Origin of the sequence: Ruegeria sp. SCP11 (assembly GCF_040329455.1) — a bacterium.
Classification (GTDB): Bacteria; Pseudomonadota; Alphaproteobacteria; order Rhodobacterales; family Rhodobacteraceae; genus Ruegeria; species Ruegeria atlantica_E.
On sequence record NZ_JBDZYG010000011.1, the window covers coordinates 123,560 to 148,585 of the forward strand.

The window sequence follows — 25,026 nt, forward strand, 5'->3', positions numbered from 1 at the left end:
ATTGACCATGAACCTTACGCAGCTCACCGTCTTTCGCGAGGTGATGGAGACCGGCTCTATCTCTCAAACTGCCAAGAAGCTGAATCGCACACAGCCAGCGATCAGCCTGGCCTTGAAGAACCTTGAAAAGAATCTGGGCCTGACACTGTTTGAGCGTAAAGGACGGCGATTGGTGCCTGTTCCCGAAGCGCATTACCTATTGGCCGAAACCACAGGTATTCTGGACCGCCTTGCGACGATTTCCAGCACAATGGAGGGGCTGATCAAAGGTCATTCCGGCAGCCTCAATATCGCTACAATGCCGGGCCCGTCCGCCTTCTTGTTCCCGCGGTTTATCAGCCAATCGGTTGGTGAGAACCCCGAGATACGCATCACATTATCAACGCGTAGCTCGCCCCAGATTATGGAACTTGCCGGGACGCAGAACATAGATTTCGGCTTCGCGGATTTCGAACATTCGACCGGGAAAAAGCCTCAGTACTCGGCCGAACTGATACGGGCAGATTGTTTTTGTGCCGTCGATCGTAATAGCCCGCTTGCGTTGTGCAAGACCGTAACCATTTCCGATCTCGACGGGGCACCAATGGGGGGATTGCATGCCACGCATCCATTCCAAAGCAAAATTCGGAAAGAGTTTCAGGATGTTTCCGCTGACTACAATCCAACGGTGACCTGTCAGTACTTTCTACCATTGATACCCTTTGTGAGCTCGGGTCAGTGTTATTCGATCGTGGATCCGTTGACCGTAGCGACTGAACGAGAACTAAACCTGTCCAATGGAAAAGTTGCGTTCCTACCCTTCGAGAAACCGCTTAGATATGAATACGCGCTCCTTGAGCCCGACCACCGACCACCGTCTCAATTGGCACTGAAGATCAAAGCAGGTTGGAAAGCCGAGGTGTTGAGAATGTTGGAAGGGGTGAAAGCCAACCCTCACGCAGTTTGGCCTGACGAAACAGGTGGCGAGCAGAGCTGAATAACTTTGGTTTTGCGGCCCGAAAACCTGAGGGAAAAATAGACCGCTTTTACCAACTTTCTGAAGGTTTCTGTTTCAAAGTTCTTGTTGAAACAAACAAATTGGTGGTGGCTGCAGTATCAGTCAGTTTTGAAAATTTTCTAGGGGGCGGAATTTCGGTGTCAGGCGGGCGCTCGACAGTTCATTGATTGGACTACTAAGTCGGGTATCTTGAAACTCTTACCCTGACGAGTCTCAAAGACAGGTTTGCCAAAGTGGCGGGCGTTGAAGTTTTATCGAAATGGCGGGAGCCAAACCATCGCTGCACGTCTTGCGAATGCCCAAGCTTATGGGAAAATGACCAAGGCGAAGTTAAAAGGCTAATTCAAGTGTCGGGCTTTGTTGCGCCAGTTCAGCTACAATTTCAAACAGCGCATTTTCAAACAGATGAAGGGCGTCTGGCTTCGTGTCGGACAAAGGGTAAAGGATGCCAAATGTCATCCAACGTTCAGGCGTCACAGGAACAAGTGTAAGTTTGCTCGACTGGGTCTGAGCGGCGACCAATTCGTCTGCGATTGTAACACCGGCTCTCTCTGCAACAAGCGAGCACGCGAGTTGAGATGCGGCGACTTCGCATGTTTGCCGGGGCGTGGCACCCGCCGAATGAAAAAAGTCGTCCAGTTGGTCGCGTAGCAAAAGGCCGTGCATCAGGCGTATGACCGTCTCGTCTACAAGATCATCTGCAGTCAGCTCCTTTCGGGATGAAAGGGGATGGCCTAGGGGCAAAACGGCTTGTGCTCTTACTCTCAGCAACGGTTTGGTGACGATTCCAGGATGATCTACCGGCAGTGCTCCAATGCCGATGTCGTACTCCCGTCCGGCTAGCCATTTACCCGCTTCGCGCCTCGCTCGAACATCGAGGTTGATATTTGTGTCTGGGTTGTTCTTCAGGAAGCGTGCAACAGCCGGAGCCGAAAGGGACTGGGCAATTCTGGGCATGGTGACAATACGCAGTGTCTCAGTCCGGCCAGCTTTGATTTCCGCTGCGATGCGCGGGATCTCATCAAGGTTATCGAGTATCCGCCCGGCCTCTTTATAGAAGGCCAGCCCTTCTGGTGTCGGGGTTAGATTGCGACCGCTGCGATCAAACAGCGTCAGCCTAAGTTCGGCCTCGAGTCCCGAGATTAGCCTGCTGATCGCAGGCTGGCTGAGGTGAAGGATGTCGGATGCAGCGACAAGCGAACCTTCGGATAGGGTCGCGCGAAACGCGCGCAGGGCCTTGATGTTCATTCCTCAATGCTTTCATATTTTGCAAGAGTAGATAACACCTTTGCATTTTTTACAATTGGAGTTTTGGCGTAGTCTGTTCCCAAGCTGAATTGGGAGGAACCTCATGAAACGCAGAACGCTTCTTGGTGCCGCAATTGCTGCAATTGCTGTCACCGCAACGACCACCGCAAGCCTTGCCGAAGACTGGCCAAAACGGCCGATCAATCTGGTTGTACCGTATAAAGCCGGCGGTGGGACCGACGCCTATGCCCGCGCTATCTCGGCTGCCGCGGAAGGGGTGTTGGATGTGCCAGTGGTCGTGGTCAATAAACCGGGGTCGGGAGGTTTGAACGGCGCCAATGCCGTCGTTGGAGCACGGCCAGATGGATATACTCTGATGATGACGTCCGGAGGGTCGTTCCTGCTATCGACCATGACCCGGGATACTGACATTGACGCGCTGGAGAGTTTCGATTTCGTCGCGCAGGTCGGACAGTTGCAGACCTCGCTTATGGTACCTGTGAACAGCCCCTATCAGACCGTTCAGGATGTTATTGACGCGGCCAAGGCCAATCCCGGTGAACTGCGTTGGGCGCATTCGGGGCGCGGAGGCTTCCATCATGTCGGCGGGCTGGGCTTTCTGGCCAGCAACGACATTGATGCGCAGGATGTGCCGTTCAAAGGGGGCGGGCCGACTCGGGCTGCTCTGATCGGAGAGCAGGCGGATTTCGGGTTCCTGGGTGTTCAGCAGCTGGCCGGTTTCGAAGAACAGCTACGCGCGCTGGCGGTAAATAGCCAGGACCGGGATGGGATCATGACAGATGTCCCCTCGTTTGGTGAACTGGGCATTCCCTTTGCCGCTGTCTCCTCCCCGGTCATCGTGTTTGCGCCGAAGGATACTCCGACAGAGGTGATTTCCGCGATGGAAACAGCGTTGGAGAAGATCGCGGCAAAGCCCGAATTTGCGGAGCTTCTCGCCTCACGCGGGACCGGCCCGGTCTACCAAAATGGTCCGGATGCCAAAGCGACCCTGTCCGCTATGAAAGAGGACGCCACTCCCTTGGTCCAAAGCCTGACCAACTAAAGTCCTCAGGGCCGGGCGGACTATGGTCGTCTGGCCCCTTTCTACCTGTTGAAATCTGGGAGGAACGACATGCGTGCCTATGCAGAAGGTCTGGTGCTTGCCCTCATCGCACTTTTCGCCCTCTGGGGTGCTTGGCAAGTGCCTGCGGCATCTCCGGGGGATACTTGGGCCGGGATCGTGCCATTTTCGGCGTCGGTCGCCTTGCTGCTCCTGTCCGGGTTGATGCTGGCGGGTGCTGCGCGTCAGACGGCGGGCGACACTGGGCAGGATCAGGATAATCGGGCGACCCTGCAGATCATCGGTCTGTTCATCATCGCGTTGCTCTACCAACAGTCGTTTCGCTGGTTCGGCTACCTGTTGCCGACGGCGATTGTGGCCCCTGTGGTCCTCTATTTTTTCGGCGTGCGCAGCCGGATCGGCCTGATCCTGTCCATGGTCTTTTGCCCGCTGGTCTTCCATCTCATCTTTTTCGTCCTGCTGGGCGTATTCCCGCCCTATGGCGAGGTTTTCGATCTACTCAGCTGGCTTCAGGGGTAAAACACCATGGAGATATTTCCCGCACTTCTTTCGGTGATCACCGATCCCTCGTTGCTATTGGCAATCGTTCTCGCAGCGGCGGTGGGCATGGTGGTTGGCGCGACGCCCGGGCTGACAGCTTCGGCGGCCATCGCGATGCTGCTACCGATCACCTTCTATATGCCGCCGATCTTTGCCCTCGCGTTTCTGTACGTAATCGGCAAATCCGGGCGGTACGGAGGCTCGATCGCAGCCATTCTGTTCAACACGCCCGGAACGGCGGCCAGCGCGGCAACTCAGATTGATGGTTACCCGCTGGCCCGTGCCGGCAAGGCAGGTAAAGCGATGAAAGTTGCGACCATTTCCTCGATTATCGGAGACCTGATGGGAGATATCCTGCTGGTGATCGGAGTCGGTTTCATTGCGGCCATTGCGCTGAAACTCGGCCCACCGGAAACCTTTGCCATCTACTTTGCCGCCTTTGCCGTTATCGGTTCGGTGATTGGTAACTCCATCGTCAAAGGGTTGGCGTCGGCATTGACGGGTATCCTGATCGCCATGGTCGGGCTGGACCCAATCTCAAGCGAGGAACGCTATACGTTCGGATCATTCGACCTGTCGAATGGGATCGGCCTTGTGCCCCTGATGATTGGTGTTTTCGTTCTGGGCGAAGTGTTTGCTCAGCTTGAATCCCGCAGCAAAGTCACTGGTGAGACCAAGGAACACGAGAGTACCGCAGATGGCAACAGCCTGACCTGGGAGGAATACAAGCCCTGTCTGCCACACGCGTTGCGCGGCGGGTTTATCGGCGCAGGTATCGGTGTTCTGCCGGGCTTGGGTTCGGCAATCGCGGCCTTCATCTCTTACGGTGAAGGCAAACGCCGTGCCAGGAACCCCGAGATGTGGGGCAGGGGCGCGCTGGAAGGCGTTGCCGCGCCCGAGGCTGCCAACAACGCGGTGTCCGGACCGTCGATGGCGCCACTGCTGACCCTTGGTATTCCGGGCTCAACCATCGGCGCGATCCTGCTGGGGGTCTTCCTGATCCACGGCATTCAGGTCGGCCCCACCTTGTTCCTGACCGATAAGGAATTGGTCTATAAACTGTTCGCCTGCGGCATGCTGGGAATTCTGGCTTATGGTCTGATTGGCTATTTTGGGGCAACGCAGGTTGCGCGGCTGATCCTGAAGATACCGACCAACGTCTTGTATCCCTTGATCTTCCTTACGTCTTTTGTCGCTGCCTATTCCGCGCGCGGATCGATGTTCGATGTGACCGTTATGACCGTTGCCGGCTTTGCGGGTTGGCTGATGCGGAAATACGATTTCAATGTAGCGGCTTTCGTGATCTCTTTTGTGTTGGCCAAGGGGGCCGAGGAAACCTTCCGCCAATCCCTACTGATGTCTGACGGCGGAGCCCTGATCTTTGTGGAACGTCCGATTGCGCTCGCCTTCCTGCTTGTCGGGATAGCGGCCATGGCTTTCCGAATTCGCGGTATCGTCAAAGAGCGCCGCGTCGCCGAAGGAGGGCTCGGTGATGCTTGATTACGCCATATACCGGGATTGTTTCTCCAGTGCCGAGATGCGGTCCATCTGGTCCGAGCACGCGACACTATCGGCATGGCTTAAGGTTGAACAGGTTCTTGCCGCGCATCAAGCTGCCGCCGGTCTGATTCCGGCAGAGGCGGCAGAGGCAATCAAGGCAGTTTCGATCTGCGACTTGGACTGTTCCGAACTGCAGGCAGAGATGATGCTTGTCGGCCGCCCCATCGTCGGTTTGGTTAGGCAGCTGCGAAGCGTGTTGCCGGACCACGCCGCCCACGTGCATTTCCGCGCGACGACGCAGGACCTCATGGACACTGCGATGGCGTTGCAAATGAAACTGGGGCTGGAGAGCCTCCAGCACACTCTCCAGTGCGTCACCGCGGCAATTGATCATCATATCTCGTCCCACAAGGATACGATGATGATGGGCCGAACCAACGGTCAGCACGCGGTTCCAATCAATCTGGCGACGAAGTTCAAAGTCTGGCGCTCGGAATTGGAACGCCGATCAAGGGCTTTGAGAGAGGCGGCAGAGCGCGGATTAAATGTTCAAATCGGTGGCCCGGTGGGGGATTTGCGCGGTTACGAGAACGGGACCGGGCAACAAGTTAAGCAGGGCGTTGCGGCGTCGCTGGGGCTGAATGTCGTCGAGCCGCATTGGCAAAACGCCCGAGACGGTGTTGCAGATATTGTCATGGCCCTCGGTGCGCTGTGTGGAACGCTGTGCAAAATAGCCCACAACGTCAATCAACTGTCATCCTCTGACATCGGTGAATTTTCCGAGACCTATGAGCCAGGTAAGGGTGTCTCTTCTGCGATGGGACACAAGCGTAACCAGCGGGCCTCGGAATTCGGAGAAGCCGTTGCCAGATTGGGACGCCAACGCGCTGAACAAATCGGTGAACTGACCTTGCACGAACATGAACGGTCAGGAGGTGTCTGGATTGGTGAATGGATCGTTGTACCAGAGACGTTTCTTTTGACCTCGGGCGCATTGCAGTGGTCAGAACAAATGTTGAAATCCCTGGTCGCCGATCCTGATGCGATGCGCAGATTGCTTGCAGATAGCTCTCAATCGAACGTGTCATGCACGTAACTTGCCGTGGCATTGAGCCATTCGTGCATGGGCATTGTCACGTTGTTGCCTCCAAAAACGGAAGCACAAAGTGGTTCGGCAGGACTAGCTAGTATTCTGAATATTGTCATGGGGTGCAAAGGCAGAGGTTGGGATCGAAACCCTTTCAGCCTTATTGATGGAAGGGTGAGCCTCTTTCATCGTGTCGCGCTTGACAGGAACTGAGAGCCTAACAGGTCAAGTCCTGCGAAACGGCATCACGCAATCGACACAACATCTCGTGCTTTGGCAACGATGCATGGGCGTCAGGTGATGTGAAAACCGCAATCAGGCAGATCGCACCACTCAGACAGAAGTTGGGCGATCTCGAGGATTGGATCTCCTTCTTCCATATCTTCGGTCCGTAGAACAGCACGCCAAGGGACCGAGATGCCGTCTTTTGTAACACCAGCACCAACGATACGACCCTCCTTGAGCGCGGATTGAAGGGCCCAATTCGACAAGACGCTTGTGCCCAAATCCGAAGCCACCAATTCGACTATCGCTTCGGGTAATTCAACGGTGGCCGCCCATTTGGGATAGCTGTCGGTAGGGCGGAACAGCAGCGCGAATTCGCGATCAGGTTCCGGCACCTTGGTGTAGGTGATGAACGGTTCGCCAACGATGTCTGTACCTTCGATATAGTCCCGCTCTGCCAGCCGGTGAGTGGGGGGCATTATGTAGAGCAGCGGGTCTTCGAAGAGTTTCATGCTGCTCAACCCTGCCTGTGAGACGTTGCCTGACATGATTGCAATGTCCAAATGTCGGTTCAGCAACCCGCTCAACGGGTCGCTACGTGCGCCAGCCATGATTTGAATATCGATGCCGTCGGTGCGCGATTTCATGAACTTGATAAAGGACGGCAACCAGCGGTAGTTGCTATAGGCTTCGACCGACAGGCGCACCACGTGCTGCACATTGGCATTCATGCGGCGCACATCCTCCTCGGCGCGGCTGAGATCGGTCAGGATTCGCTCGGCCACGACCGCCATGTAGTCTGCCGCCGGGGTCCGGCGAAGCTTTTTGTGCATCCGGGTAAACAGCGGCACGTCCAGCCTGCGCTCGGCCTCGCGTAGGCGGTGGGAAAGGGCGGAGGGCGTCACCCCGAGCTTCTTGGCCGCATCGGTGATCCGACCGGTTTCAGTAATCGCTTGGATCAATTGAAGGTGGCGCAGATCTAATAGCGGTTTCATTGGTCCTCAGCCTGAAAAATATTCACGAAATCGTAAAAACTTCGAATTTGAAATTCAGTCAATATAAATGTGAAATCGCCCCAGGTTTTGATCTGGAGCTTCCCCTATGAACGTTGACGCCAAACGCGCGATCGAGCAGGACAAGGCGCATCATGTGCATCCGCAGTCGAACTTGCGCCAGCATGCCGAGCACGGTCCGACCATGATCACCCATGGCAAGGGGGTGTTCATCTACGACAGCGAAGGCCGTGAGATTATTGACGGGTTCTCCGGTCTGGGCTGTGTCTCGCTGGGTTATCACAACGAACGGCTGTCGAACGCGGCGAAGCGTCAGATGGATGTGCTGCCCTTCGCGCCGACTTTCTACAACCGCTCGCACCCGCGCGTGGCGGAGCTGGGCGAGCGACTGATCGGCATGGCCCCTGGCAACATGAACCGCGTGATGTTCCAATGCTCGGGGTCTGAAGCGAACGACACCGCAATCAAGCTGCTGTGGTACACCAACACCGCCAAGGGCGAGCCGAACCGCCGCAAGATCATTGGCCGAGTGCGTGGCTATCACGGCAACACGGTGGCGACCGTGTCGCTGTCGGGCCAGCCGCATATGCACGCCAAGTTCGGCCTGCCTCTGCCCGAGTTCAAGCACACCGAGTTGCCGAACTACTACCGGTTTCACATCGACGGCGAGAGCGAAGAAGAGTTCTCCGCCCGGATGGGGGCCAAGTTCGAAGAACTGATCCTCGCTGAAGGCCCCGAAACCGTAGCGGCGTTTTTTGCTGAACCCGCCATATCCGGTGGCGGCGCGCTGATGCCGCCCGAAGGCTATTGGAAGGAAATGCAGGCGGTTCTGCGCAAATATGACATCAAGTTTCTGGCGGATGAAGTCGTCTGTGGCTTTGGCCGCACCGGTAATATGTGGGGATCGCAGACCTGGGGGCTGGAGCCGGACATGGTCTCTTGCGCCAAGGCGCTGTCGGCGGCGTTCTTCCCGATCTCGGCGCTGATGTTCAAGGACGAGATGTATGCCGACATGATGAAGAACTCGGACGAGGTCGGCACCTTCGGCCACGGTTACACCTATGCCGGTCACCCGGTGGGTGCTGCCGTCGGGCTTGAGGCGCTGGATATCTATGATGAGATCGACTTGGTCGGTCACGTCCGTAAGGTCTCGACCCGGTTCCTCGAGAAATGTCACGCCATGGTCGACCACCCGTTGGTGGCCGAGGTGCGCGGTGTCGGCCTATTCTGCGGCTTTGAGCTGATGAAGGACGCAAAAACCCGCGAACCGTTCGATCCCTCTTGGAAAGTCGGTGAGCTTGTGCAGAACTTTGCCCATGATCGGGGCTTGTACCTGCGGGCGATCGGCGACCGGATGAGCTTTATGCCGCCGCTGATCATCAATGAAGACGAGATCGACATCGCAACCGAACGGTTCAAGGGCGCGCTGGATGACGCCTGGGCCGTGGTCCGCGCCAAGATCTGATCACCTTTTCGGGGTCGGAGCCAAGCTCTCATCCGATCCCTGCGCCGCCGACCCTCTCCCCTTCAGGCGGCGCGCCTTATTTTTGGAATGCCCTCAGCCTGCCAAGGAGAACAGGGATGACGACACACCTGGAACCGAAACTGCCCGACGCAGGGCTGGCCGGAAGTTACATCAACGGGGCCTGGCACTGGCCCGAACGACGGCTGGTGGTCGAGAACCCCTCGCGCCGCGCCGCGATCTGCGAGGTCGGTCGCGGCACGTCAACCGAGGTCGATTTGGCCGTCGCCGCCGCCCGTGCCGCGTTGCCAGCGTGGCGCTCTCTGGCGGCGAGTGAGCGTGGCAAGCTGTTGACGAAACTCGGGCGTCGTTTGGAAGAGAATGCCGAAGAGGTGGCCCGTGTGCTGGCTGCTGAGTCTGGCAATGCCATCAAGACCCAATCGCGGGGCGAGGCGATGGGGGCTGCTGGCGTTCTGAAATATTACGGTGGCGTGGCGGTCGAGCAGAAGGGGGAGACTCTGCCGCTGGGCCCCGGGCTGCTGAGCTTTTCCACGCGTGAACCCCACGGCGTTGTGGGGTCGATCATTCCATGGAATTCGCCTTTGCAATTGGGGGCAGTGAAGATTTCGATGGCCTTGGCGACTGGCAACTGTCTGGTTCTGAAGCCGGCCGAGGACGCGCCGCTGGCGATCCTGAAGCTGGCCGAACTGGCCGATGGTCTGTTCCCACCGGGTGTGTTCAACGTGGTCACAGGGTTGGGCGAGGAAGCAGGCGCGGCGCTGGCCTCGCATCCGGGCATTGATAAGGTGTCGTTCACCGGGTCAAGCGAAGTGGGCAAACTGATCGGCAAGGCCACCGCCGACCGTATCGCCAAGCTGACGCTGGAACTGGGTGGCAAGTCCCCGACAATCGTCTTTCCGGATGCCATCGCGGATGGCCGCCTGGACAGCACCGCGCAGCAGGTGGCTAATGCGATGCGCTTTGCCCGTCAGGGACAGAGCTGCACCGCCGGGTCGCGGCTGTTTGTGCACAAGGACATCTGGGACGAGCTGATGCCCAAAGTGGCCGAGAAATCGGCAGCGTTGAAAGTAGGGGATGCGCTGGACCCGGATGTGGATATGGGCGCGGTCGTGAACGCCGAACGCTATGGCGAAATCCGCGCCTATGTGGCTGAGGCCGAGGCCGAGGGCGCCACCTTCCTGATCGGCGAAACGCCAACTGAGGACCCTGCCGGCTTCTGTCCCAACCCGACCATCATCACTGGCGTTGACAACAACTGGCGCATCGCGCGGGAAGAGGTGTTTGGCCCGGTCATGGTTGCCATCCCATTTGAGACCGAAGAAGAAGTCATCGCCATGGCCAATGACACCCATTACGGGCTGGCTGCGTTCCTGTTCACACATGACGTCAGCCGGATTACCCGCCTGACCCGCGCCATTGATGCCGGTTGGGTTCAGGTCAATCAGGGCGGCGGGCAGATCCCTGGCATGTCCTATGGTGGCACCAAGCAATCGGGAATGGGCAGCGAATACTCCATCGAAGGCGCGTTGGAGGCCTATACCTATCGCAAATGCGTCACCATCAATATCGAGGGCGGCGCGTGAGCACGGACCGGTTCGGTAACACTATTGATCCGGGCGTGGGATACGCCCGGGGTCTTCTGCTGCAAGGCTCAGCGGATGAGGTGCGCAGGTTGGCGCACGCGGGTTGTGTAGCTGCGGATTTCGTAGAGCGCGAAGGCATCGACAAAATCGCCATCTGCACCGGCAATCTGCGGTTCTACCCGGCGACGCCGGACGATCTGAACCTGCTGTGTGAGGAGTGGGTCGGGCCCGGTTTATTTGGAGAGGAATTGCGTCAGGCAGCCATCGCTCATTTGGGTGGGCAGGGTTATGAGGCAGCGGCGGTGGTCAACCGCACCAGCGCTGGGATTGTCGCGACCGTGCTGGCCCATTCGGGCTGCAAACCGGTGCTGTCTCTGGTGGCAGAAGGCGACCGGAGCCATGCTTCGGTCCTGCGCGGGGCGCGACTGGCCGGTGTGCCGGTGCGCGAGGTGCATGATCTGGAGGCTGTGAACCAAGCGCTGGCCGAGGAGAACCCGGCGCTTTTCGTGATCACACCTGTGACATCGGAATTGTCGATGTTGAGCGATGAACTGATCCGCGATGCAGTGGCAGCGGGGAAAAAGGTGGGCTGTGTCACCTTCCTCGATGACGCCTATGGGGCGCGTTTTCGCCCGGTGTTGCATGGCGGCGGGGCGTCGCTGTCCTTTGGGGCCGATCTGGTGATCACCAATGCCGACAAAGCTGGTCTATCCGGTCCGCGTGCCGGCGTACTGTGTGGTGACCCGAAGGCGCTGATCCCGGTGCAGGCCAAAGCCAGCGAATTGGGGATGGAAGCGCGCGCACCCGTGGCCGTCGGAGCCATGCGCAGCTTGCAGGGGTTTACCCCCGATCTGCTGCTGCAAGAAGCGCAGGATGGTCAGGATCTGGCCGATGCGCTGGAAGCCTCGTTGGGGGCAGGGCGCGTGACCCGCTCGGCGCTGGGGCCGAAGATCGACGAACAGGACGCGATGGAGATTGTTCTGGGCATGGCATCCGCAGACAAAACGGACCTGGTGCCTGCGGAGGTGACCGCCGTCATCGGGATGTTGATGCTGCGGGACAAGGGGATCGTGACAGTTAACACCCACGGTCAACCCGGTGGGCGTGTCTCTATCAGGTTGAAGCCAACCTCGGGCGCGGTGGCTCGGGCCGGGGGCGCAATGGCGGTGGCAGACTGTCTGATGTCGGCAATGCGCCAGACGGCGGCCCATCTGCACGACAATTCTTGGTTTGCGGCAACGCTGTTTGGAGACACTTGAATGGCCGACACTGCTTTGATTGCACGACTAGATAGCCGGCTGGACCAGTTGGTGAATATCGACGTGGGTGAGCGCGGCGTGGAACATCTGTTCGAAGCCGCGCTTGCGCTTGAGGGTCGCTCTCTGGTCGGTGCGGCGGCAGATGCTTTGCTGGTGGTGCCCGAGGGCGGCACGGTGGTGATCACCACCGGTTCGGTTTCGCGCGCATGGATCACTCCGGAGTTGGGCGAAAACGATGGCCCATCGGGCGCAGCGGTGATTGCGCGAGCACTGGTGCTGGCGCGCAACGTGACCTGCGTGATGCTGTGCGAAGAGACCCTGCTGCCCGCGATCCGCAATACATGCCAGGCCGCCGGTCTGTTCCCGGTGACGCTGGAGCAAGCGGTGATTGCAAAGGCGGACAAGAGCCTCGCCACGATTGTTATGCTGCCCTTTGCCACCGACGACGAAGGTGGGCTGGAGCAGGCCAAAACGCTGTTGGCGGAGCTAAACCCCGACCTGCTGTTCTCGACCGAACGGGTTGGGCGCAATGAAAAGGGCGTCTATCATTCGATGCGCGGCATCGACTATGGCATGGGCCGCGCGCGTGTCGATCTGCTGTTCGATCTGGCGCTTGAGCGTGGCATACCCGTTGTGGCCGTCGGCGATGGCGGGAATGAGATCGGCATGGGCAAGGTCGCAGATCATGTGAAAGCGCATGTGCCCTACGGAGACACATGCCAATGTGGCTGCGGCGGCGGAATCGGCGCAGTGACCGGCTGTGACGTGCTGGTAACGGCGGCCTGTTCCAATTGGGGCTGCACCGCGATTGCCGCCGCCATGGCTGCGCGCGCGGGCAACGCAAATCTGCTGCACACTCCCGGTCGCGAAGCCTTGTTGCTGGATACCATGGTCTCTAACGGCCTGATCAATTCCACCCACGGGGTCGTCGATGACAGCGTCGATGGTTTCCCACGCCAAAGCCATATTGCGGTGGCCGAACTCTGCCGCACGATCGTGAGCCGAGCGCTCTGACAACTCACAGGACTGACCCATGATCCAAGACAACCCTGCCCTCATCGACGCCATTCGCGACCGGTTTGCCCATGTCGACAGTTGCCCGTTTCAGGGTGAACGCATCTTTTTCGAAAACGCTGGTGGAGCGTTGACGCTGAAAGCGGTGGCTGAGACATCGGCCTTTTATGCAGCGATCCCTGACAATCCAGGCCGCATCAACCCGGCGGGGCAGGGGACTCAGAACACGATCAACAAGGCCAAACAGGATCTGGCCATATTTATGAACGCGTCAAGCGGCCAGTTCTTTGCGGGTGAAAGCGGTACCGAGCTGCTGTTCCGCATGATCCGCACCGCCTGTCTGGCCGCCCCCAAGGGCGCTAAGGTGATCGGTTCGTCCATCGAACACCCAGCCACCCGCAGCGCCGCGCGCCGCTGGGCCGAAATTGCCGGGCTGGACTATGTGAATGTGCCCCATGACAACGAAACCGGCATGGTCTCCGCTGAGGATTACACCGCACTGATGACTCCGGATGTGGCAGTCGCGACGATCCTGCACGCCTCGCCCGTCACTGGTATGGGTATGGATGTGGCGGCGATCTCAGCGGCGATCCGAGCGGTGGCGCCCGATTGCATGATCATTGTTGATGGAATCCAGCACGCGGCGCACGGGCAGTTGGATTTGGACGCTTACAACGTAGATGGCTATGCAATCTCGCCCTACAAGGTGTTTTCGCGCCACGGCTACGGCATTGCCTGGATATCCGACCGCTTAAGTACCACACCGCATGACATGCTCATTGATGCCCCTGCGACCGGCTGGGAATTCGGCACCCGCGACACCGGCTCCTACGCCACCGTGTCAGATGTGGTGTCCTATTTCGACTGGCTGGGCGGAGAAGTGTCGGACGAGACCGATCCACGCAAACGGATCGAGGCCGCTGGCCGCGCCATCCACGCGTATGAAACCCACCTGACCAACACCGCCATTAACGGCACCGGAAATTTGCCGGGCCTGCGCGATATGGAGCACGTCACCATTCTGGCCGGGGCCGACAATCCTGCGCGCGAAGGGTTGGTTTCGATCGTGATCAAAGAGCATGCCTCGGAAGAAGTGGTCGAGATCTTGAACCAACAGGGCATCCGCACCCATACCCGCAAGGCTGACCACTACTCGGGCAATGTGCTCACACCGCTGGGCCTGTCGGACTGTATCCGCATCTCGTTCTGTCACTACAATACGGAACAAGAAATTGCCCGCCTATTGGGCGCGATCAAAGTATTGGGTCAGGACGGCTGATCGAGGAAACACAAAGTCCAGAGGTGCGCGGTATTCAGCCGCGCATCCGCTTGTTGTCGGGATCATAAAGTGGGCGCAGACTGGCCCGTGTCGGGATGGAACGCCCGGCGACCTTCACCTGGTAGGCCCGCGCGGCGAGGTCTTTCATCGCCATTCCCTCGGGCCGGGTAACATAGCCCATGCCTATGCCCCCGCCCACAGACCAACCGTAGCTTGCCGAGGTCAGGCGCCCAACATTCTGGCCGTCGCAAAGAATAGGTTCTTTTCCAAAGACCAGCGCATCCGGGTCGTCCAGACGGAGAGAAAACAGGCGGCTTGCGGCGCCTTCGGATTTGCGGGTGATAATGGCCTCTTTACCAGTGAAGTCGGTGGAGAAATCGCAGGCGAAAGTCAGGCCGCTTTCCACCGGGCTGTCAAAGGGGCCGATATCGTGGCCCCAGTGCCGGAAACCCTTTTCGATCCGGCAGCTATCCACCGCCATGCCGCCACACAGACGCGGTGCATTTGCCGAGGCCATGATTGTTTCGAAAACGTGCTGGGCGAATTCCGAGGGGATGTGAAGCTCCCACCCCAGTTCTCCCACATAGGTGATCCGCTGCGCCCGGACCGGGGCATGTCCCACATGCAGCGTCTGCCATGAGCCAAAGGGGAAGGCCTCATTCGACAGATCGGCATCTGTCAGCCCTGCGAGGAAATCCCGCGCGCGCGGTCCCATCAGCGCCAGTGTGGCTTCGGTCGAGGTGACGTTGATTACCGATACGCCTGTGCCAACTAGTTGCGTTTTCAACCAGTATTCGGTCTGCGGCTCGGCCCCGGCAGAGGCCATGACTAGATAGCGCGTCGAGCTTAGTCGGGCGACCGTTACATCGGCCTCGATCCCGCCCTGCGGGTTGAACATGTGAGTATAGACCAAAGCACCCGGCGTGACGGCCAAATTGGCACCGCAGAGTCGCTGCATCCGGGCCTCGGCATCTTCGCCATCTACGACAAAGCGCCCAAAGGTCAGGTCAATGCAGCCCAGATCGGTGCGCAACGCCTGATGCTCGGCCCGCCAATCGTCGAACCACGGCTCGCGTCCGAACCCATCGGTCATCTCGCGACCGTAGTAGAAGGGGCGTTCCCAGCCATTGGCGCTGCCAAATTGCGCCCCCGCATCGCGTAGGTGGGTGTAGTAGGGGGTCCGGCGAAGGCCGCGAGCCTGTGTTTTGCGCAGATAGGGCCAGTGCATCGCATAGGCATGGCTGAGTGTTTCTGCGGCCTTGGTGGCGGTATAGGCGCGCGCGTTCAGGCCTGGAACAATGCGGCGGCTATCCACATCGGTCAGGTCCATGGTCATGTGCCCTGTCATGATCCACTCGGCCAGCGCACGCCCCGCGCCGGGGCCGTTTTGAATGCCGGTCGAGTTGAACCCGGTGGCAACCCAGTAGCCCGCCACATCCGGTATTGGCCCCAGATAGTGCTTTGCGTCCGGGGTAAAACACTCTGGTCCGTTAAAGAACTTGCGGATACCGGATTCGGCCAACACCGGTACCCGCTCCATTGCCGCTTCGAGGATGGGGTAGAGGTGTTCCTCATCGCAGGGCAGTTCGTCGAATTCGAAACTGTCGGGCAGGCCGTCTTTGGGCAGCCACGGGGTGGCGTTGGGTTCCGAACACCCGATCAAGAGCTTGCCCGCGTCTTCCTTGTAATAGGCGTATTCATCCATCACCCGCAGGACGGGTAGATCACCGGTTACGCCTTCAATCGGGTCAGTCACCACATAGTAGTGGTTGGTGTAGTGCAACGGGATTTGCACGTCATGTGACAGGCCGAATTCGCGTGCCCACATGCCGGTTGCGTTGACTACATGTTCGGCGCGAACCAAACCCTGCTCGGTTTCCAAACCGATGGCGCGGCCCCCTTCGATCACCACGCGGGTGACTTTAGTGTCTTCGAAGACTTGTGCGTCATACATCCGCGCGCCCTTGGCCAGAGCCACCGTGGTGTCGATCGGGTTGGTATAGCCGTCCCCGGGGAACCAGAACGCGCCTTTTGCGCCCTCGGTCGACAGCAGCGGCCAGCGCTCCTGCGCTTCGGTCAGGCTGATCTCTTCGGCGCGCAACCCGCAGCCGTGGGCATAGTCGACCTTGCGCCGCAGCTCTTCCATGCGCGCCTCGGTCAGCGCCACAGTCATCGAGCCGTTGCGTTTGAAGCCGGTGTTCTGGCCGGTCTCATCCTCAAGGCTTTCCATCAGGTCGAGGCCGTATTTCGCCAGCGCCGACATGACCGGCACGCCTTGCGTTTCACTGACCAACCCTGCGGCGTGCCAGGTTGTGCCGGATGTCAGTTTCTTGCGTTCGAACAGGGCGACCGACCAGCCCGCCTTGGCGAGGTGATACGCGGTGGCGCAGCCAACAATGCCGCCGCCGATGATGGCGACCTGCACGTCGGTCGGAAGAGGTTTTGCCATGGTTCTTATCCCCGCAACCGGTCGTTTTCAGGATCGTAGAAGGGCACCGTGGACACGGTCGCGTTGACCGGAACACCGAGTACTTCGATCTGGTAAACGTCTCCGGGCTCCGCCGCCTCGGTCAGGTAACCAAGCGCGATGCGCTTTCCGATGCGAAACCCGGTGCCGCCCGAGCTGACATATCCCACCGATTTGCCATCACGGCAGATCGGGTCTGAGGACAAGGCGTCGGCCCCGTGACCGTCCAGTACGAAGGCGGTGAAGTGATATCCCTTAGGCTGTTCCGCCTGCGCCAAAAACGCATCGCGGCCGACAAAGCTGTCCTTTTTCTTGCTGACGAACCGATCAAGCCCGGCATCAAAGGCGGTGTATTCGATGCCGAAATCGACCCCCCAGCCGTGATAGCCTTTCTCAATCCGCATGGTGTTCAGCGCGTAGGACCCAAATTCGACTATGCTTTTGTTAGCGCCCTCTTTCATGATGGCCGAGTAGACCGACACCAGATCGGCACTGCGCATATGCAGCTCCCATCCCAACTCACCGACATAGGACACGCGCAGGGCTATCACCGGCGCGCCGGCGACGGTGATCTCGCGCACCGACATCCAAGGAGCTGTTTCTTTGGACAAATCACTTTCGGTCAACGGTTGTAGCACATCACAGGACTTTGGTCCCATGACCATCAAGGCGGCGTCGAAGTCTGAACCTCTGGAAAGGGTCACGCCTTCGTCAGGCAGGAACTGGGACATCCAGTCGTGGTCGCGCTGATCAGCCAGCGTCGGACCGCAGAGCAGGTATTTATTCTCATCCAGCCGCGCGATAGTGGCCTCGGACCAGATCTTGCCTTTGGGCGTCAGCATATAGGAAAGCTTGACTCGGCCCACTGATGGCATCGCGCCGCAGAACACATGATTGAGGAACTCGGTCGCTTTTGGTCCTTCGACCTCGTACCGGGTGAAGCCACCGTGATCCATCACACCGACATTGTCGCGCACGCCCTCGCACTCAGCTTTGACCGCGTCATGCCACGCTTCGTGGTGGAAGCTGAGCTGACCGTCATCCTTGATCGCGTCAGTCTGGAACCAGAACGCGCGCTCCCAGCCAGCGACCTGTCCGAACACCGCGCCCTTTTTCTTAAGCGTTTCATACAATGGTGTTGCCTGCACCGGGCGTCCCGCTTTCCAAAGGCGGTGCGGGTAGGGGATGGCATATTGGTGTTCGTACAACTCGCTGGACCGTTTGACCGTATAGTCGAATGTCGCCCATTCCTCACCAAAACGGCGCGGATCCCAGAAGGACATGTCCCATTCTGTCTCACCTTCGGTGATCCACTCGGTCAAGGTCTTCGCCGCTGCCGCCGAATGAGTGATGCCAACAGGGAAACAACAGGCGTGGTAGAAGTTCGGCAGACCAAAGGCGGGGCCGCAGAGCGGGGCTCCATCGGGGCTGTAAGGGATCGGGCCGTTCACGAAACGGCTGACACCGGCCTCGCCCAGCAGCGGCACATGCTCCAGCGCGGCCTCTAGGATTTCGGCGATGTCGTCGACGCTGTCGGGGTAGAGCTGATTGGCAAAGCAATCGGGCATCCCGTCCAGCCATGCGGGCCGACCTTCGTGGCCGTATGAGCCCAGCAGCAGCCCGTTCCGCTCGCGCCGCAGGTAATACATGATGTCCGGATCGCGGATGAGCGGGAAGTTCTCGGGGTTGGCTTCAAGCTCGGGCAGGCTTTCGGTGACCAGATATTGGTGCTCCAGCGTGACGACGGGCAGTTTCTGGCCGACCATCTCACCGACGACGCGGCCATAATAACCACCGGCGTTGATCACGATGTCACAAACGACATTGCCCTTGTCGGTCTGCACCTCCCATTCGCCGGACGCGCGGCGTTCAATGCCGGTGACCGTGGTGAACCGCGCGATCGCCGCGCCCTGATCCCGCGCGCCTTTGGCGAGCGCTTGGGTCAATTGCGAAGGATCCACGTCACCCTCATAGGGATCAAAAATCCCACCGATGATGCTGTCGCCCGAACTGAAATAGGGGTGCATATCGTCCATCTCAGACGGGGTGAGCATGGCCATGTCATAACCCAGCCCCTTCGAGATACCGACAAGATGGCGGAACAGATCCATCCGTTCAGGTGTGTGGGCGGGCCAGAAGGCGCCTGTGTGGCGATAGGTGATTGGGTAGTCGACCTCTTCCGCCAGATCCTTGTAGAGCCGCCAGGCGTAGTTGCCCGCGCGCATACCGCCCCAGCTATTGGCGTAGGTCGGGATGTTTCCCGCCGCGTGCCAAGTCGAGCCGCTGGTCAGTTCGTTCTTCTCGATCAGCAGCGTATCGGTCACCCCGGCTTTGCCCAGATGGTAGAGGGTCGAGACACCAACCGTACCGCCCCCGATGATCACAACTTTGGCTTGGCTTTTCATGAGTTTAGTCTTTCAGATGGATGGGCAGGCGGGCACGCAGGGTGGCCTCGATATCGGCAGACAGATGAGAGGGCGCAGGTTGCGCCTCAATCTCAGCGACGCGGGCAATGGCGCGGTCCCAGACCGTTTGCGCACCGCTTTCCAGCCAATCGTTGACGCTCTGACGATCCCCCAGTGTTGGGTAGACATATTCCTTGGTCATCAGGTCCAGTGTCTGGGCGGTGCCAAGGAAATGCCCTTCGCCGGTCACCACTTCTTCGATCATATCCAGATCAATGGCGTCCTCGAACATTTCAACCCCGCGTACCGTGCGCAGGATGGCGCCGCACATGTCGTTATCGATCACCAGCGCCTCTTTACTGGCGGCCATGATTGAACCGAGCATGCCTACAGACAGATTTATCATGTCGGCCCCGCCCTGCGCAGCCAGCGCGATCGTATAGCCCTTTTCATAGCCAGATTGCGCATCCGCAGTCTTAGCATCGGTCATGCCCGCCGATACGGTCGAAGGCAGGCCGAGGTTCAGCAACAGCTGCGCGGCAGCGGCGTTGGCCACCGCGGCCTCGCCCGAACCACCGGTCATTGCGCCGGTGCGAAGATCGGAAATGAAGGGCAGAAAGGCCAGTATGCAGGGGAACCCTGGCTGCATCATGTTGACCAGCACCAAGCCTACCAGCGACTCTGCCAGGCCCTGCGCCAATGCGCCCGCCAGTGCGGCAGGGCTGGTCGCGCCCGCCTGCGCAGCCGAACAGATTTGCAGTGGCATACCCAACCGCACGCATTCTTGCATTACGCCGCAGGCCTCTTCGGCCAGAGTCAGGGGTGGCACGACATGGCAAACCGATGCAAAGCAGAAGGGTTGCGCACGAAACGCACCTTCGCCACCAAGGGCTTCGTCGAACATCTCAATAACCGGTGTCACATTAGTCGGTTCAAAGAAACTGGTGCCAATCGGCTTCGAGGTCGCCTTCATCGCTGCAAAGGCGGTGTTGATGTCCAGCGTGAGCGGGTCTTCGAGGTCTCGCGCCACCACGGGGCGCAGTGAATAGTGGATGCTGTCGCACGCATCCACGATCCGCATCAAGCCATAGAGATCCTGCAATGTGCTGTCGCGGAACGTGTTCGTGGCGGCATCCAGCACCTGCACGGCAGCACCGCCGGTGCCAATATGCACTCGACCCCCGCCGACCTCGATGCCGCGATCTCGAACGAATCCGGGCAGTTCGACCCGTTTGCAGGCCTTGGCGATCATGTCTTCGACTAACCCGCGTGGAAAGGTAATGCGTCCATCCGCGCGTTCTACGGCACCATTTTCCAGTGCCAGAATGCGGATGTCCTCTGGCGCGCCGGACACACCGATCCGCTCCAGAATGTCGAAGGCAGTGTCGGTAATATGTGTCAGCTTACCATGGTCAAGAGGCATGAACCGGCCACCGAGGGGTGGCAAGGTCCTCCGTGGCGTGGTGGGTTTGGCAGCCCGTTTGGTTCGTGTTCGCCGCATGAACGCACCCTCAATAAAGCCTTTTCCCGCGCATCTTAGGAAGGGTTATTTGTTAGCTCAATTTCAATATTTTTAGGTTTTGATGAGTAATTTTCACACAAATTGGAAGCGTCCGCGTTCCAATGTCGAGACCGTCTGATCGCAAATCACAGGTTTTCAGTGGTTTGTGCCCGCTCGATCGCGGCCCCCCAAATTTACCCGCATAATGAAATCACTGATGCGCGATTTGGTTGCCGCTCATCACGCCCCGAACAGCCTGTGTCGAAAGCTGGCAAAAAATAGGGTTATTAGAAGCCGGTCAAAGAACACCATCGCGGACAATTATGAAGCTGCGTACGCCGCGCTTGCCATTGTGAAAATCTGCTCAGCGGATGATAGGCGGGAACGCCTTCAGGTGCTTTTCCAAGATACTTTGCACTATTCCGCTCAAGAAACTCCCCAGGGGCTCTGCAGCGGACTTTTGCGTCTGGATCAGGTCGATATCCCAGCTGGGCAACTCCAATGGTGGTTGGAATATGCAACAGCCTGCCCTTTGGGCAAATGGGGCCAGAGCAGCGGGGATCGTCGCGATGAGATTGGATTGAGCAACAATATCCGGCAAGAGAGTCATCTGAGTGCTGATCATGACGACTTGCCGGCAGTACCCCAGCCGCTTGAGAGCCTGATCCACTGCACCTGTGAAATCGCCGCTTAAGGTCATCAAGGCATGTTGGCCATTGATATAGTTTTCAAGTGTGAGTCCTTCACCTTCGTCGAACAACCCTTGGCGGGTGATGCAGATGAAATGATCCTGCAGAACGGTCTTGCGCAGAAACCGAGCTGGTAGCCTGCCAAATGTTCCGATGGCCAGCGTCACCGACCCGTCGTCCAGGTCTTGTTCCATCGTGCGTTTGTCCAAGGGGACAAAGCTCACCCGCACCTTGGGTGCAGCTTCATGCAGGTAGGTCATCAGGTGAGGCGCGATATTGATAATCATAAGATCCGCAGCGGCAATACTCACATCTGCTTCTACGGTTCGTGGATCAAATTCGACAGGCGCCAGCAATCGTATAATAGAGGCGAGCGCATCTTGAACCTGCGGGGCCATGGCCTCGGCCTTGGTAGTGGGCGTCATGCCATCCGGACCCCGAAGAAACAATTGATCGTCGAACTGAGCCCGCAAGCGATTCAATGCGTTGCTCATTGAGGGTTGCGCAAGCCCAATCGCAGCACCGGCGCGGCCAACGTGCCTCTCGCGGTAGAGTGCATCAAACGCTTTGAGCAAGTTTAGGTCGAGCGTATTTAAATTCATTTCATGAATTTACAGTATTTTAATTATCCATTTCAACTATTTCTGACGGCGCTCTATTTGATGCTCAGTAACGGGTTCGGCAACCGAACCAGCAGCGGAAAAAGGGAAACTCTGTCATGAGAGCAATACTCGAAGATGCCTTGAACAGAAAACACGTCGTCATTGTCGGCGGAGGCAGTGGCATGGGAAAAGCAACTGCGGAATTGGCAGTTGGTCTGGGTGCTAGAGTGACGCTAGCCAGCCGCAATCAGGAAAAGTTGCATGCAGTCGCTTCCGCCATCGACGGAGACGTGTCGGTAGCTGCCGTAGATATGACTGATGAGGCGCGCGTCAAAGCCTGGGCTGCGGGTCTGGGACAGGTGGATCATCTGGTGATCTCAGCCTCTAGCGCGGCACATGGCGCATTTTCGGATCTGCCAACTGGGGATCTGCGCGCCATGCTGGAAGCTAAATTCATTGGCCCCTATGTAACCGTGCGCGAGGTATTGCCTTATCTGTCTGAAGGGGGCTCGATTTCGTTGTTTTCAGGCGTTTTAAGCCGTCGTCCTTCGGCGGGTGCAACCGGTCTGGGATCGGTCAATGCGGCTGTTGAAGCCTTGGCCAAAGGGCTTGCGCAAGAGCTGTCTGGCAAAGCACGCGTTAACTGCATCAGTCCGGGAATGGTCGCAACCGAAGCCTATGCCGACATGCCCGAAGAAGCTCGAGAAGGTATGTACGCTCAAGTCGGTGGTAGCTTGCCGGTCGGGCGCGTGGGGCAGGCGCATGAAATCGCACAGGCTGTGATCATGGCGATGACCAACGGATTCCTGACAGGTTCAGTTCTGGATGTTGACGGCGGCCATCTTGTGCGCGGTTGATCTTAGTGTTCTCTAGAAAGGGAAATGCCGAGGGTGGCCGCATATTCAGTCAGTCTGCTTGAAGGGTACATCCCTCGGCTGTCACTAGGGCGTGCAGGTGACACGTGTGTTTTACAGTGTCTATGGTTTTGGCAGGTCGCATACGCTGAGCCGGCACACAATTTGACTGGAATCTAAAGCGGTGAAGCCAATACATTTCTGATTGAATATCCCTCTAGTCAGGGTCCGGCCCGTCGGTAACCACTAAGTCAATTTCGTTTTCAATGAGCATTTTCTCAATGGATCGTGATGGCTGAACATCGGTGAAAAACAGGTTGATATCCTGCGCTGCCTGCAAGGTGACCGGAGCACGTTTACCCAGCTTTTCCCCATCGGCCACCACCACACGCACTTGCGCGCTTTCAATCGCGATGCGAGCTAGGTTGGCCTCTTGCAGGTCATGCAGCATGAATCCCAGGTCAGCATTCACCGCACCAACCGAAAGGATGGCAAAGCGAACATTCAGGCGTTTGATCAATTCTTGCGCTTCCACCCCGAACGCACCGCCGTCATGAGGGCGCAATTCGCCACCTGCCATGTAAACCCTGTTATTGTTGTGGGCCGCCAGTTCATTGGCGACAACCACGGAGTTGGTTACAACGAACAGATCTTTGTGGTTTTTTAAGGCTTTGGCGACAAAGGCCGTTGTTGATCCAATATCGAGGAAAACGGAGTCCCCGTCGCTGATGATTTCAGCCACGGCCTTGGCCAGTTTTTCCTTTGCGTCGACCTTTTTATCCAGACGGCTTTCCAGCGTAGGTTCCAGAATGTCTTCCAGCAGGTGAACGCCGCCATGTACTTTGCGCACGATGCTGCGCTCTTCAAGATTGCGCACGTTGCGGCGGATGGTTTCCAGCGTGACGCCCAGCTCATTAGCCAGAAAGCTGACGCGGCAAGAGCCACCGGCCCGGGCTAATGCCCGCAAAATCTCATCTTCTCGCTGGTTGGTGGTCTTCAGGTTCATAAGTTTGCGTCAGATTTCCTGCCGTGAATGTGAGGTTTACGCATATCACAATCACCACATAATGCAATATTGCTTTGCATATACTAATCCTTAGGCTCGAAAATTGTTACAAGATGTGGTTAAACGTGGTTTTAGTTGACATAAAACCTCACATTGTGCTGGTCTACTAGAAACAACGCCGATTCATCACAAAAAACCACAACAGGGAGATGGTAAAATGAAAGGCAAACTGGGACTCTGCGCTTTGGCCCTTGCGGCGGCTGGAGCGTCTTCACCTACATTGGCCGTGGAATCGACCGACCCTATCAAGTTGACGCTGCATGACTGGTCGGGGCAGTTGATCAACACCAAGATCATGGGTTCGATCTTGCAAGAAGCGGGCTACAACGTCGAATACCTTCAGGCTGACTACATTGCGCAGTTTGCGGGCTTGAAAACGGGTGATCTGCATCTGGCAATGGAGATTTGGGAAACCACCGGGCGTGAAGCGTTGGATGAGGCGACTGCAACCGGGAATGTCGTGAATGTCGGCGAAACCGGGCTGATGGCGATCGAGGAATGGTGGTACCCGTCCTACATGAAAGAGCAGTGTCCCGGTCTGCCGAACTGGGAGGCACTCAAGGATTGCGCCGAAGAATTTGCAACGGCTGAAACCGCTCCGAACGGACGGTATGTGGGCGGCCCGGTTACCTGGGGCGGCTTTGATGAGGAGCGCGTCGAGGCGCTGGAGCTGGAGTTCGAAGTTGTCCACGCGGGCACCGATGCGGCCCTGTTTGCCGAACTGGAGTCAGCCTATCAGCGGGAAGATCCGATTATGCTTTGGGTGTACGTCCCGCATTGGGCACCCGCAAAATATGACGGTGAGTTTGTGGAGTTCCCGCCATATTCGGCTGAGTGTTATACTGACCCGTCCGTGGGTGTGAACCCGGATCTGGCTTATGATTGCGGCAAGCCCCGCGGTCCGATCTGGAAAGCGGCCTGGTCCGGCCTGCAGGAAAAATGGCCTGGCGCGTATGACATCATCGAAGCCTACAATATCAACAATGACGAAATGAGCGCCATGGTCGGCAAGGCTGATCTGGAAGGTGTCGACATTGATACTGTTGTCGCGGATTGGATGGAAGCAAACAAGGACCGCTGGTCCGGTTGGATTTCCAAATAATCTGCCCTGCCGGAGCGAGTAGCCCTCTCCC

The 25,026-nt window shown here is 58.1% G+C and carries 19 protein-coding genes and 1 pseudogene; 12 read left to right on the forward strand and 8 right to left on the reverse strand.

Translation table 11 applies throughout. From position 1 onward, the window contains the following. The first annotated feature begins 7 nt into the window (after positions 1 to 7). A complete protein-coding gene (locus ABLN94_RS17240) occupies positions 8 to 976 on the forward strand; it encodes a LysR family transcriptional regulator (RefSeq protein WP_352994628.1) in 969 nt (322 codons plus the stop codon). A 351-nt stretch (positions 977 to 1,327) separates the two neighbouring features. Here the strand turns inward: ABLN94_RS17240 and ABLN94_RS17245 are convergent, their stop codons facing one another. Beyond that, positions 1,328 to 2,245: a LysR family transcriptional regulator gene (locus ABLN94_RS17245; RefSeq protein WP_352994631.1), complete on the reverse strand. Its 918-nt coding sequence runs from the start codon at positions 2,243 to 2,245 to the stop codon at positions 1,328 to 1,330. Positions 2,246 to 2,348: 103 nt separating this feature from the next. Here ABLN94_RS17245 and ABLN94_RS17250 point away from each other — a divergent pair, with 103 nt between their 5' ends. The 4 genes from ABLN94_RS17250 (at position 2,349) to ABLN94_RS17265 (ending at position 6,462) form a co-directional block, all read left to right on the forward strand. Next, on the forward strand, positions 2,349 to 3,308 hold the full coding sequence (locus ABLN94_RS17250; RefSeq protein WP_352994633.1) for a tripartite tricarboxylate transporter substrate binding protein: 960 nt from the start codon (positions 2,349 to 2,351) through the stop codon (positions 3,306 to 3,308). A gap of 69 nt (positions 3,309 to 3,377) precedes the next feature. Further along, on the forward strand, positions 3,378 to 3,845 hold the full coding sequence (locus ABLN94_RS17255; RefSeq protein WP_352994635.1) for a tripartite tricarboxylate transporter TctB family protein: 468 nt from the start codon (positions 3,378 to 3,380) through the stop codon (positions 3,843 to 3,845). A 6-nt stretch (positions 3,846 to 3,851) separates the two neighbouring features. After that, entirely contained in the window at positions 3,852 to 5,366 is a 1,515-nt protein-coding gene (locus ABLN94_RS17260; protein WP_352994638.1) for a tripartite tricarboxylate transporter permease, read from the forward strand. Then, positions 5,359 to 6,462 (forward strand): lyase family protein, encoded by a 1,104-nt coding sequence (locus tag ABLN94_RS17265; RefSeq protein ID WP_352994641.1) that lies wholly within the window; start codon positions 5,359 to 5,361, stop codon positions 6,460 to 6,462. The genes ABLN94_RS17260 and ABLN94_RS17265 overlap by 8 nt, the downstream gene beginning before the upstream one ends. Positions 6,463 to 6,746: 284 nt before the next feature. On the opposite strand, the gene ABLN94_RS17270 is transcribed toward ABLN94_RS17265, so the two are convergent. Then, positions 6,747 to 7,673 (reverse strand): LysR family transcriptional regulator, encoded by a 927-nt coding sequence (locus tag ABLN94_RS17270; protein WP_352994644.1) that lies wholly within the window; start codon positions 7,671 to 7,673, stop codon positions 6,747 to 6,749. A gap of 106 nt (positions 7,674 to 7,779) precedes the next feature. Here ABLN94_RS17270 and ABLN94_RS17275 point away from each other — a divergent pair, with 106 nt between their 5' ends. The 5 genes from ABLN94_RS17275 to ABLN94_RS17295 all read left to right on the forward strand — a co-directional run bounded on the left by ABLN94_RS17275 (position 7,780) and on the right by ABLN94_RS17295 (position 14,309). Next, positions 7,780 to 9,156: an aminotransferase gene (locus ABLN94_RS17275; RefSeq protein ID WP_352994647.1), complete on the forward strand. Its 1,377-nt coding sequence runs from the start codon at positions 7,780 to 7,782 to the stop codon at positions 9,154 to 9,156. A gap of 116 nt (positions 9,157 to 9,272) precedes the next feature. Then, on the forward strand, positions 9,273 to 10,757 hold the full coding sequence (locus ABLN94_RS17280) for an aldehyde dehydrogenase family protein (protein ID WP_352994650.1): 1,485 nt from the start codon (positions 9,273 to 9,275) through the stop codon (positions 10,755 to 10,757). Continuing rightward, positions 10,754 to 12,016 (forward strand): hypothetical protein, encoded by a 1,263-nt coding sequence (locus tag ABLN94_RS17285; RefSeq protein ID WP_352994652.1) that lies wholly within the window; start codon positions 10,754 to 10,756, stop codon positions 12,014 to 12,016. Before ABLN94_RS17280 ends, ABLN94_RS17285 begins: the two co-directional genes overlap by 4 nt. Continuing rightward, positions 12,017 to 13,030: a glutamate cyclase domain-containing protein gene (locus ABLN94_RS17290; RefSeq protein WP_352994654.1), complete on the forward strand. Its 1,014-nt coding sequence runs from the start codon at positions 12,017 to 12,019 to the stop codon at positions 13,028 to 13,030. It abuts the gene before it with no gap. 19 nt (positions 13,031 to 13,049) lie between these two features. Next, positions 13,050 to 14,309, forward strand: coding sequence for an aminotransferase class V-fold PLP-dependent enzyme (locus ABLN94_RS17295; RefSeq protein WP_352994657.1), 1,260 nt, complete (start codon positions 13,050 to 13,052; stop codon positions 14,307 to 14,309). A 34-nt stretch (positions 14,310 to 14,343) separates the two neighbouring features. On the opposite strand, the gene ABLN94_RS17300 is transcribed toward ABLN94_RS17295, so the two are convergent. The 5 genes and pseudogenes from ABLN94_RS17300 to ABLN94_RS17320 all read right to left on the reverse strand — a co-directional run. Further along, positions 14,344 to 16,758: a GcvT family protein gene (locus ABLN94_RS17300; RefSeq protein WP_352994659.1), complete on the reverse strand. Its 2,415-nt coding sequence runs from the start codon at positions 16,756 to 16,758 to the stop codon at positions 14,344 to 14,346. Positions 16,759 to 16,763: 5 nt separating this feature from the next. After that, complete coding sequence (locus tag ABLN94_RS17305; RefSeq protein ID WP_352994662.1) at positions 16,764 to 19,181, reverse strand: GcvT family protein; 2,418 nt, start codon at positions 19,179 to 19,181, stop codon at positions 16,764 to 16,766. A 4-nt stretch (positions 19,182 to 19,185) separates the two neighbouring features. After that, positions 19,186 to 20,682 (reverse strand): trimethylamine methyltransferase family protein, encoded by a 1,497-nt coding sequence (locus ABLN94_RS17310; protein ID WP_352994664.1) that lies wholly within the window; start codon positions 20,680 to 20,682, stop codon positions 19,186 to 19,188. 364 nt (positions 20,683 to 21,046) lie between these two features. Further along, positions 21,047 to 21,769, reverse strand: a complete 723-nt coding sequence (locus ABLN94_RS17315) for a LysR substrate-binding domain-containing protein (protein ID WP_352994731.1) — start codon at positions 21,767 to 21,769, stop codon at positions 21,047 to 21,049. Positions 21,770 to 21,784: 15 nt separating this feature from the next. Further along, positions 21,785 to 21,973 (reverse strand): annotated as a pseudogene (locus tag ABLN94_RS17320) (helix-turn-helix domain-containing protein); the annotation flags it as partial. Between the two features lie 116 nt (positions 21,974 to 22,089). Between ABLN94_RS17320 and ABLN94_RS17325 the strand changes: the two are divergent. Further along, on the forward strand, positions 22,090 to 22,830 hold the full coding sequence (locus tag ABLN94_RS17325; RefSeq protein ID WP_352994665.1) for an SDR family oxidoreductase: 741 nt from the start codon (positions 22,090 to 22,092) through the stop codon (positions 22,828 to 22,830). Between the two features lie 214 nt (positions 22,831 to 23,044). Here ABLN94_RS17325 and ABLN94_RS17330 read toward each other — a convergent pair whose 3' ends face one another. Beyond that, on the reverse strand, positions 23,045 to 23,833 hold the full coding sequence (locus tag ABLN94_RS17330; protein WP_352994667.1) for a DeoR/GlpR family DNA-binding transcription regulator: 789 nt from the start codon (positions 23,831 to 23,833) through the stop codon (positions 23,045 to 23,047). Between the two features lie 217 nt (positions 23,834 to 24,050). Here ABLN94_RS17330 and ABLN94_RS17335 point away from each other — a divergent pair, with 217 nt between their 5' ends. Continuing rightward, entirely contained in the window at positions 24,051 to 24,995 is a 945-nt protein-coding gene (locus tag ABLN94_RS17335) for an ABC transporter substrate-binding protein (protein WP_352994670.1), read from the forward strand. The last annotated feature ends 31 nt before the right edge of the window (positions 24,996 to 25,026 follow it).

What these genes read in the sequence shown, in the direction of transcription:
- ABLN94_RS17240 (WP_352994628.1), top strand. Translation starts at nt 8, where the DNA reads ATGAACCTTACGCAGCTCACCGTCTTTCGCGAGGTGATGGAGACCGGC.
- ABLN94_RS17245 (WP_352994631.1), bottom strand. Translation starts at nt 2,245, where the DNA reads ATGAACATCAAGGCCCTGCGCGCGTTTCGCGCGACCCTATCCGAAGGT.
- ABLN94_RS17250 (WP_352994633.1), top strand. Translation starts at nt 2,349, where the DNA reads ATGAAACGCAGAACGCTTCTTGGTGCCGCAATTGCTGCAATTGCTGTC.
- ABLN94_RS17255 (WP_352994635.1), top strand. Translation starts at nt 3,378, where the DNA reads ATGCGTGCCTATGCAGAAGGTCTGGTGCTTGCCCTCATCGCACTTTTC.
- ABLN94_RS17260 (WP_352994638.1), top strand. Translation starts at nt 3,852, where the DNA reads ATGGAGATATTTCCCGCACTTCTTTCGGTGATCACCGATCCCTCGTTG.
- ABLN94_RS17265 (WP_352994641.1), top strand. Translation starts at nt 5,359, where the DNA reads ATGCTTGATTACGCCATATACCGGGATTGTTTCTCCAGTGCCGAGATG.
- ABLN94_RS17270 (WP_352994644.1), bottom strand. Translation starts at nt 7,673, where the DNA reads ATGAAACCGCTATTAGATCTGCGCCACCTTCAATTGATCCAAGCGATT.
- ABLN94_RS17275 (WP_352994647.1), top strand. Translation starts at nt 7,780, where the DNA reads ATGAACGTTGACGCCAAACGCGCGATCGAGCAGGACAAGGCGCATCAT.
- ABLN94_RS17280 (WP_352994650.1), top strand. Translation starts at nt 9,273, where the DNA reads ATGACGACACACCTGGAACCGAAACTGCCCGACGCAGGGCTGGCCGGA.
- ABLN94_RS17290 (WP_352994654.1), top strand. Translation starts at nt 12,017, where the DNA reads ATGGCCGACACTGCTTTGATTGCACGACTAGATAGCCGGCTGGACCAG.
- ABLN94_RS17295 (WP_352994657.1), top strand. Translation starts at nt 13,050, where the DNA reads ATGATCCAAGACAACCCTGCCCTCATCGACGCCATTCGCGACCGGTTT.
- ABLN94_RS17300 (WP_352994659.1), bottom strand. Translation starts at nt 16,758, where the DNA reads ATGGCAAAACCTCTTCCGACCGACGTGCAGGTCGCCATCATCGGCGGC.
- ABLN94_RS17305 (WP_352994662.1), bottom strand. Translation starts at nt 19,181, where the DNA reads ATGAAAAGCCAAGCCAAAGTTGTGATCATCGGGGGCGGTACGGTTGGT.
- ABLN94_RS17310 (WP_352994664.1), bottom strand. Translation starts at nt 20,682, where the DNA reads ATGCGGCGAACACGAACCAAACGGGCTGCCAAACCCACCACGCCACGG.
- ABLN94_RS17315 (WP_352994731.1), bottom strand. Translation starts at nt 21,769, where the DNA reads ATGGCCCCGCAGGTTCAAGATGCGCTCGCCTCTATTATACGATTGCTG.
- ABLN94_RS17325 (WP_352994665.1), top strand. Translation starts at nt 22,090, where the DNA reads ATGAGAGCAATACTCGAAGATGCCTTGAACAGAAAACACGTCGTCATT.
- ABLN94_RS17330 (WP_352994667.1), bottom strand. Translation starts at nt 23,833, where the DNA reads ATGAACCTGAAGACCACCAACCAGCGAGAAGATGAGATTTTGCGGGCA.
- ABLN94_RS17335 (WP_352994670.1), top strand. Translation starts at nt 24,051, where the DNA reads ATGAAAGGCAAACTGGGACTCTGCGCTTTGGCCCTTGCGGCGGCTGGA.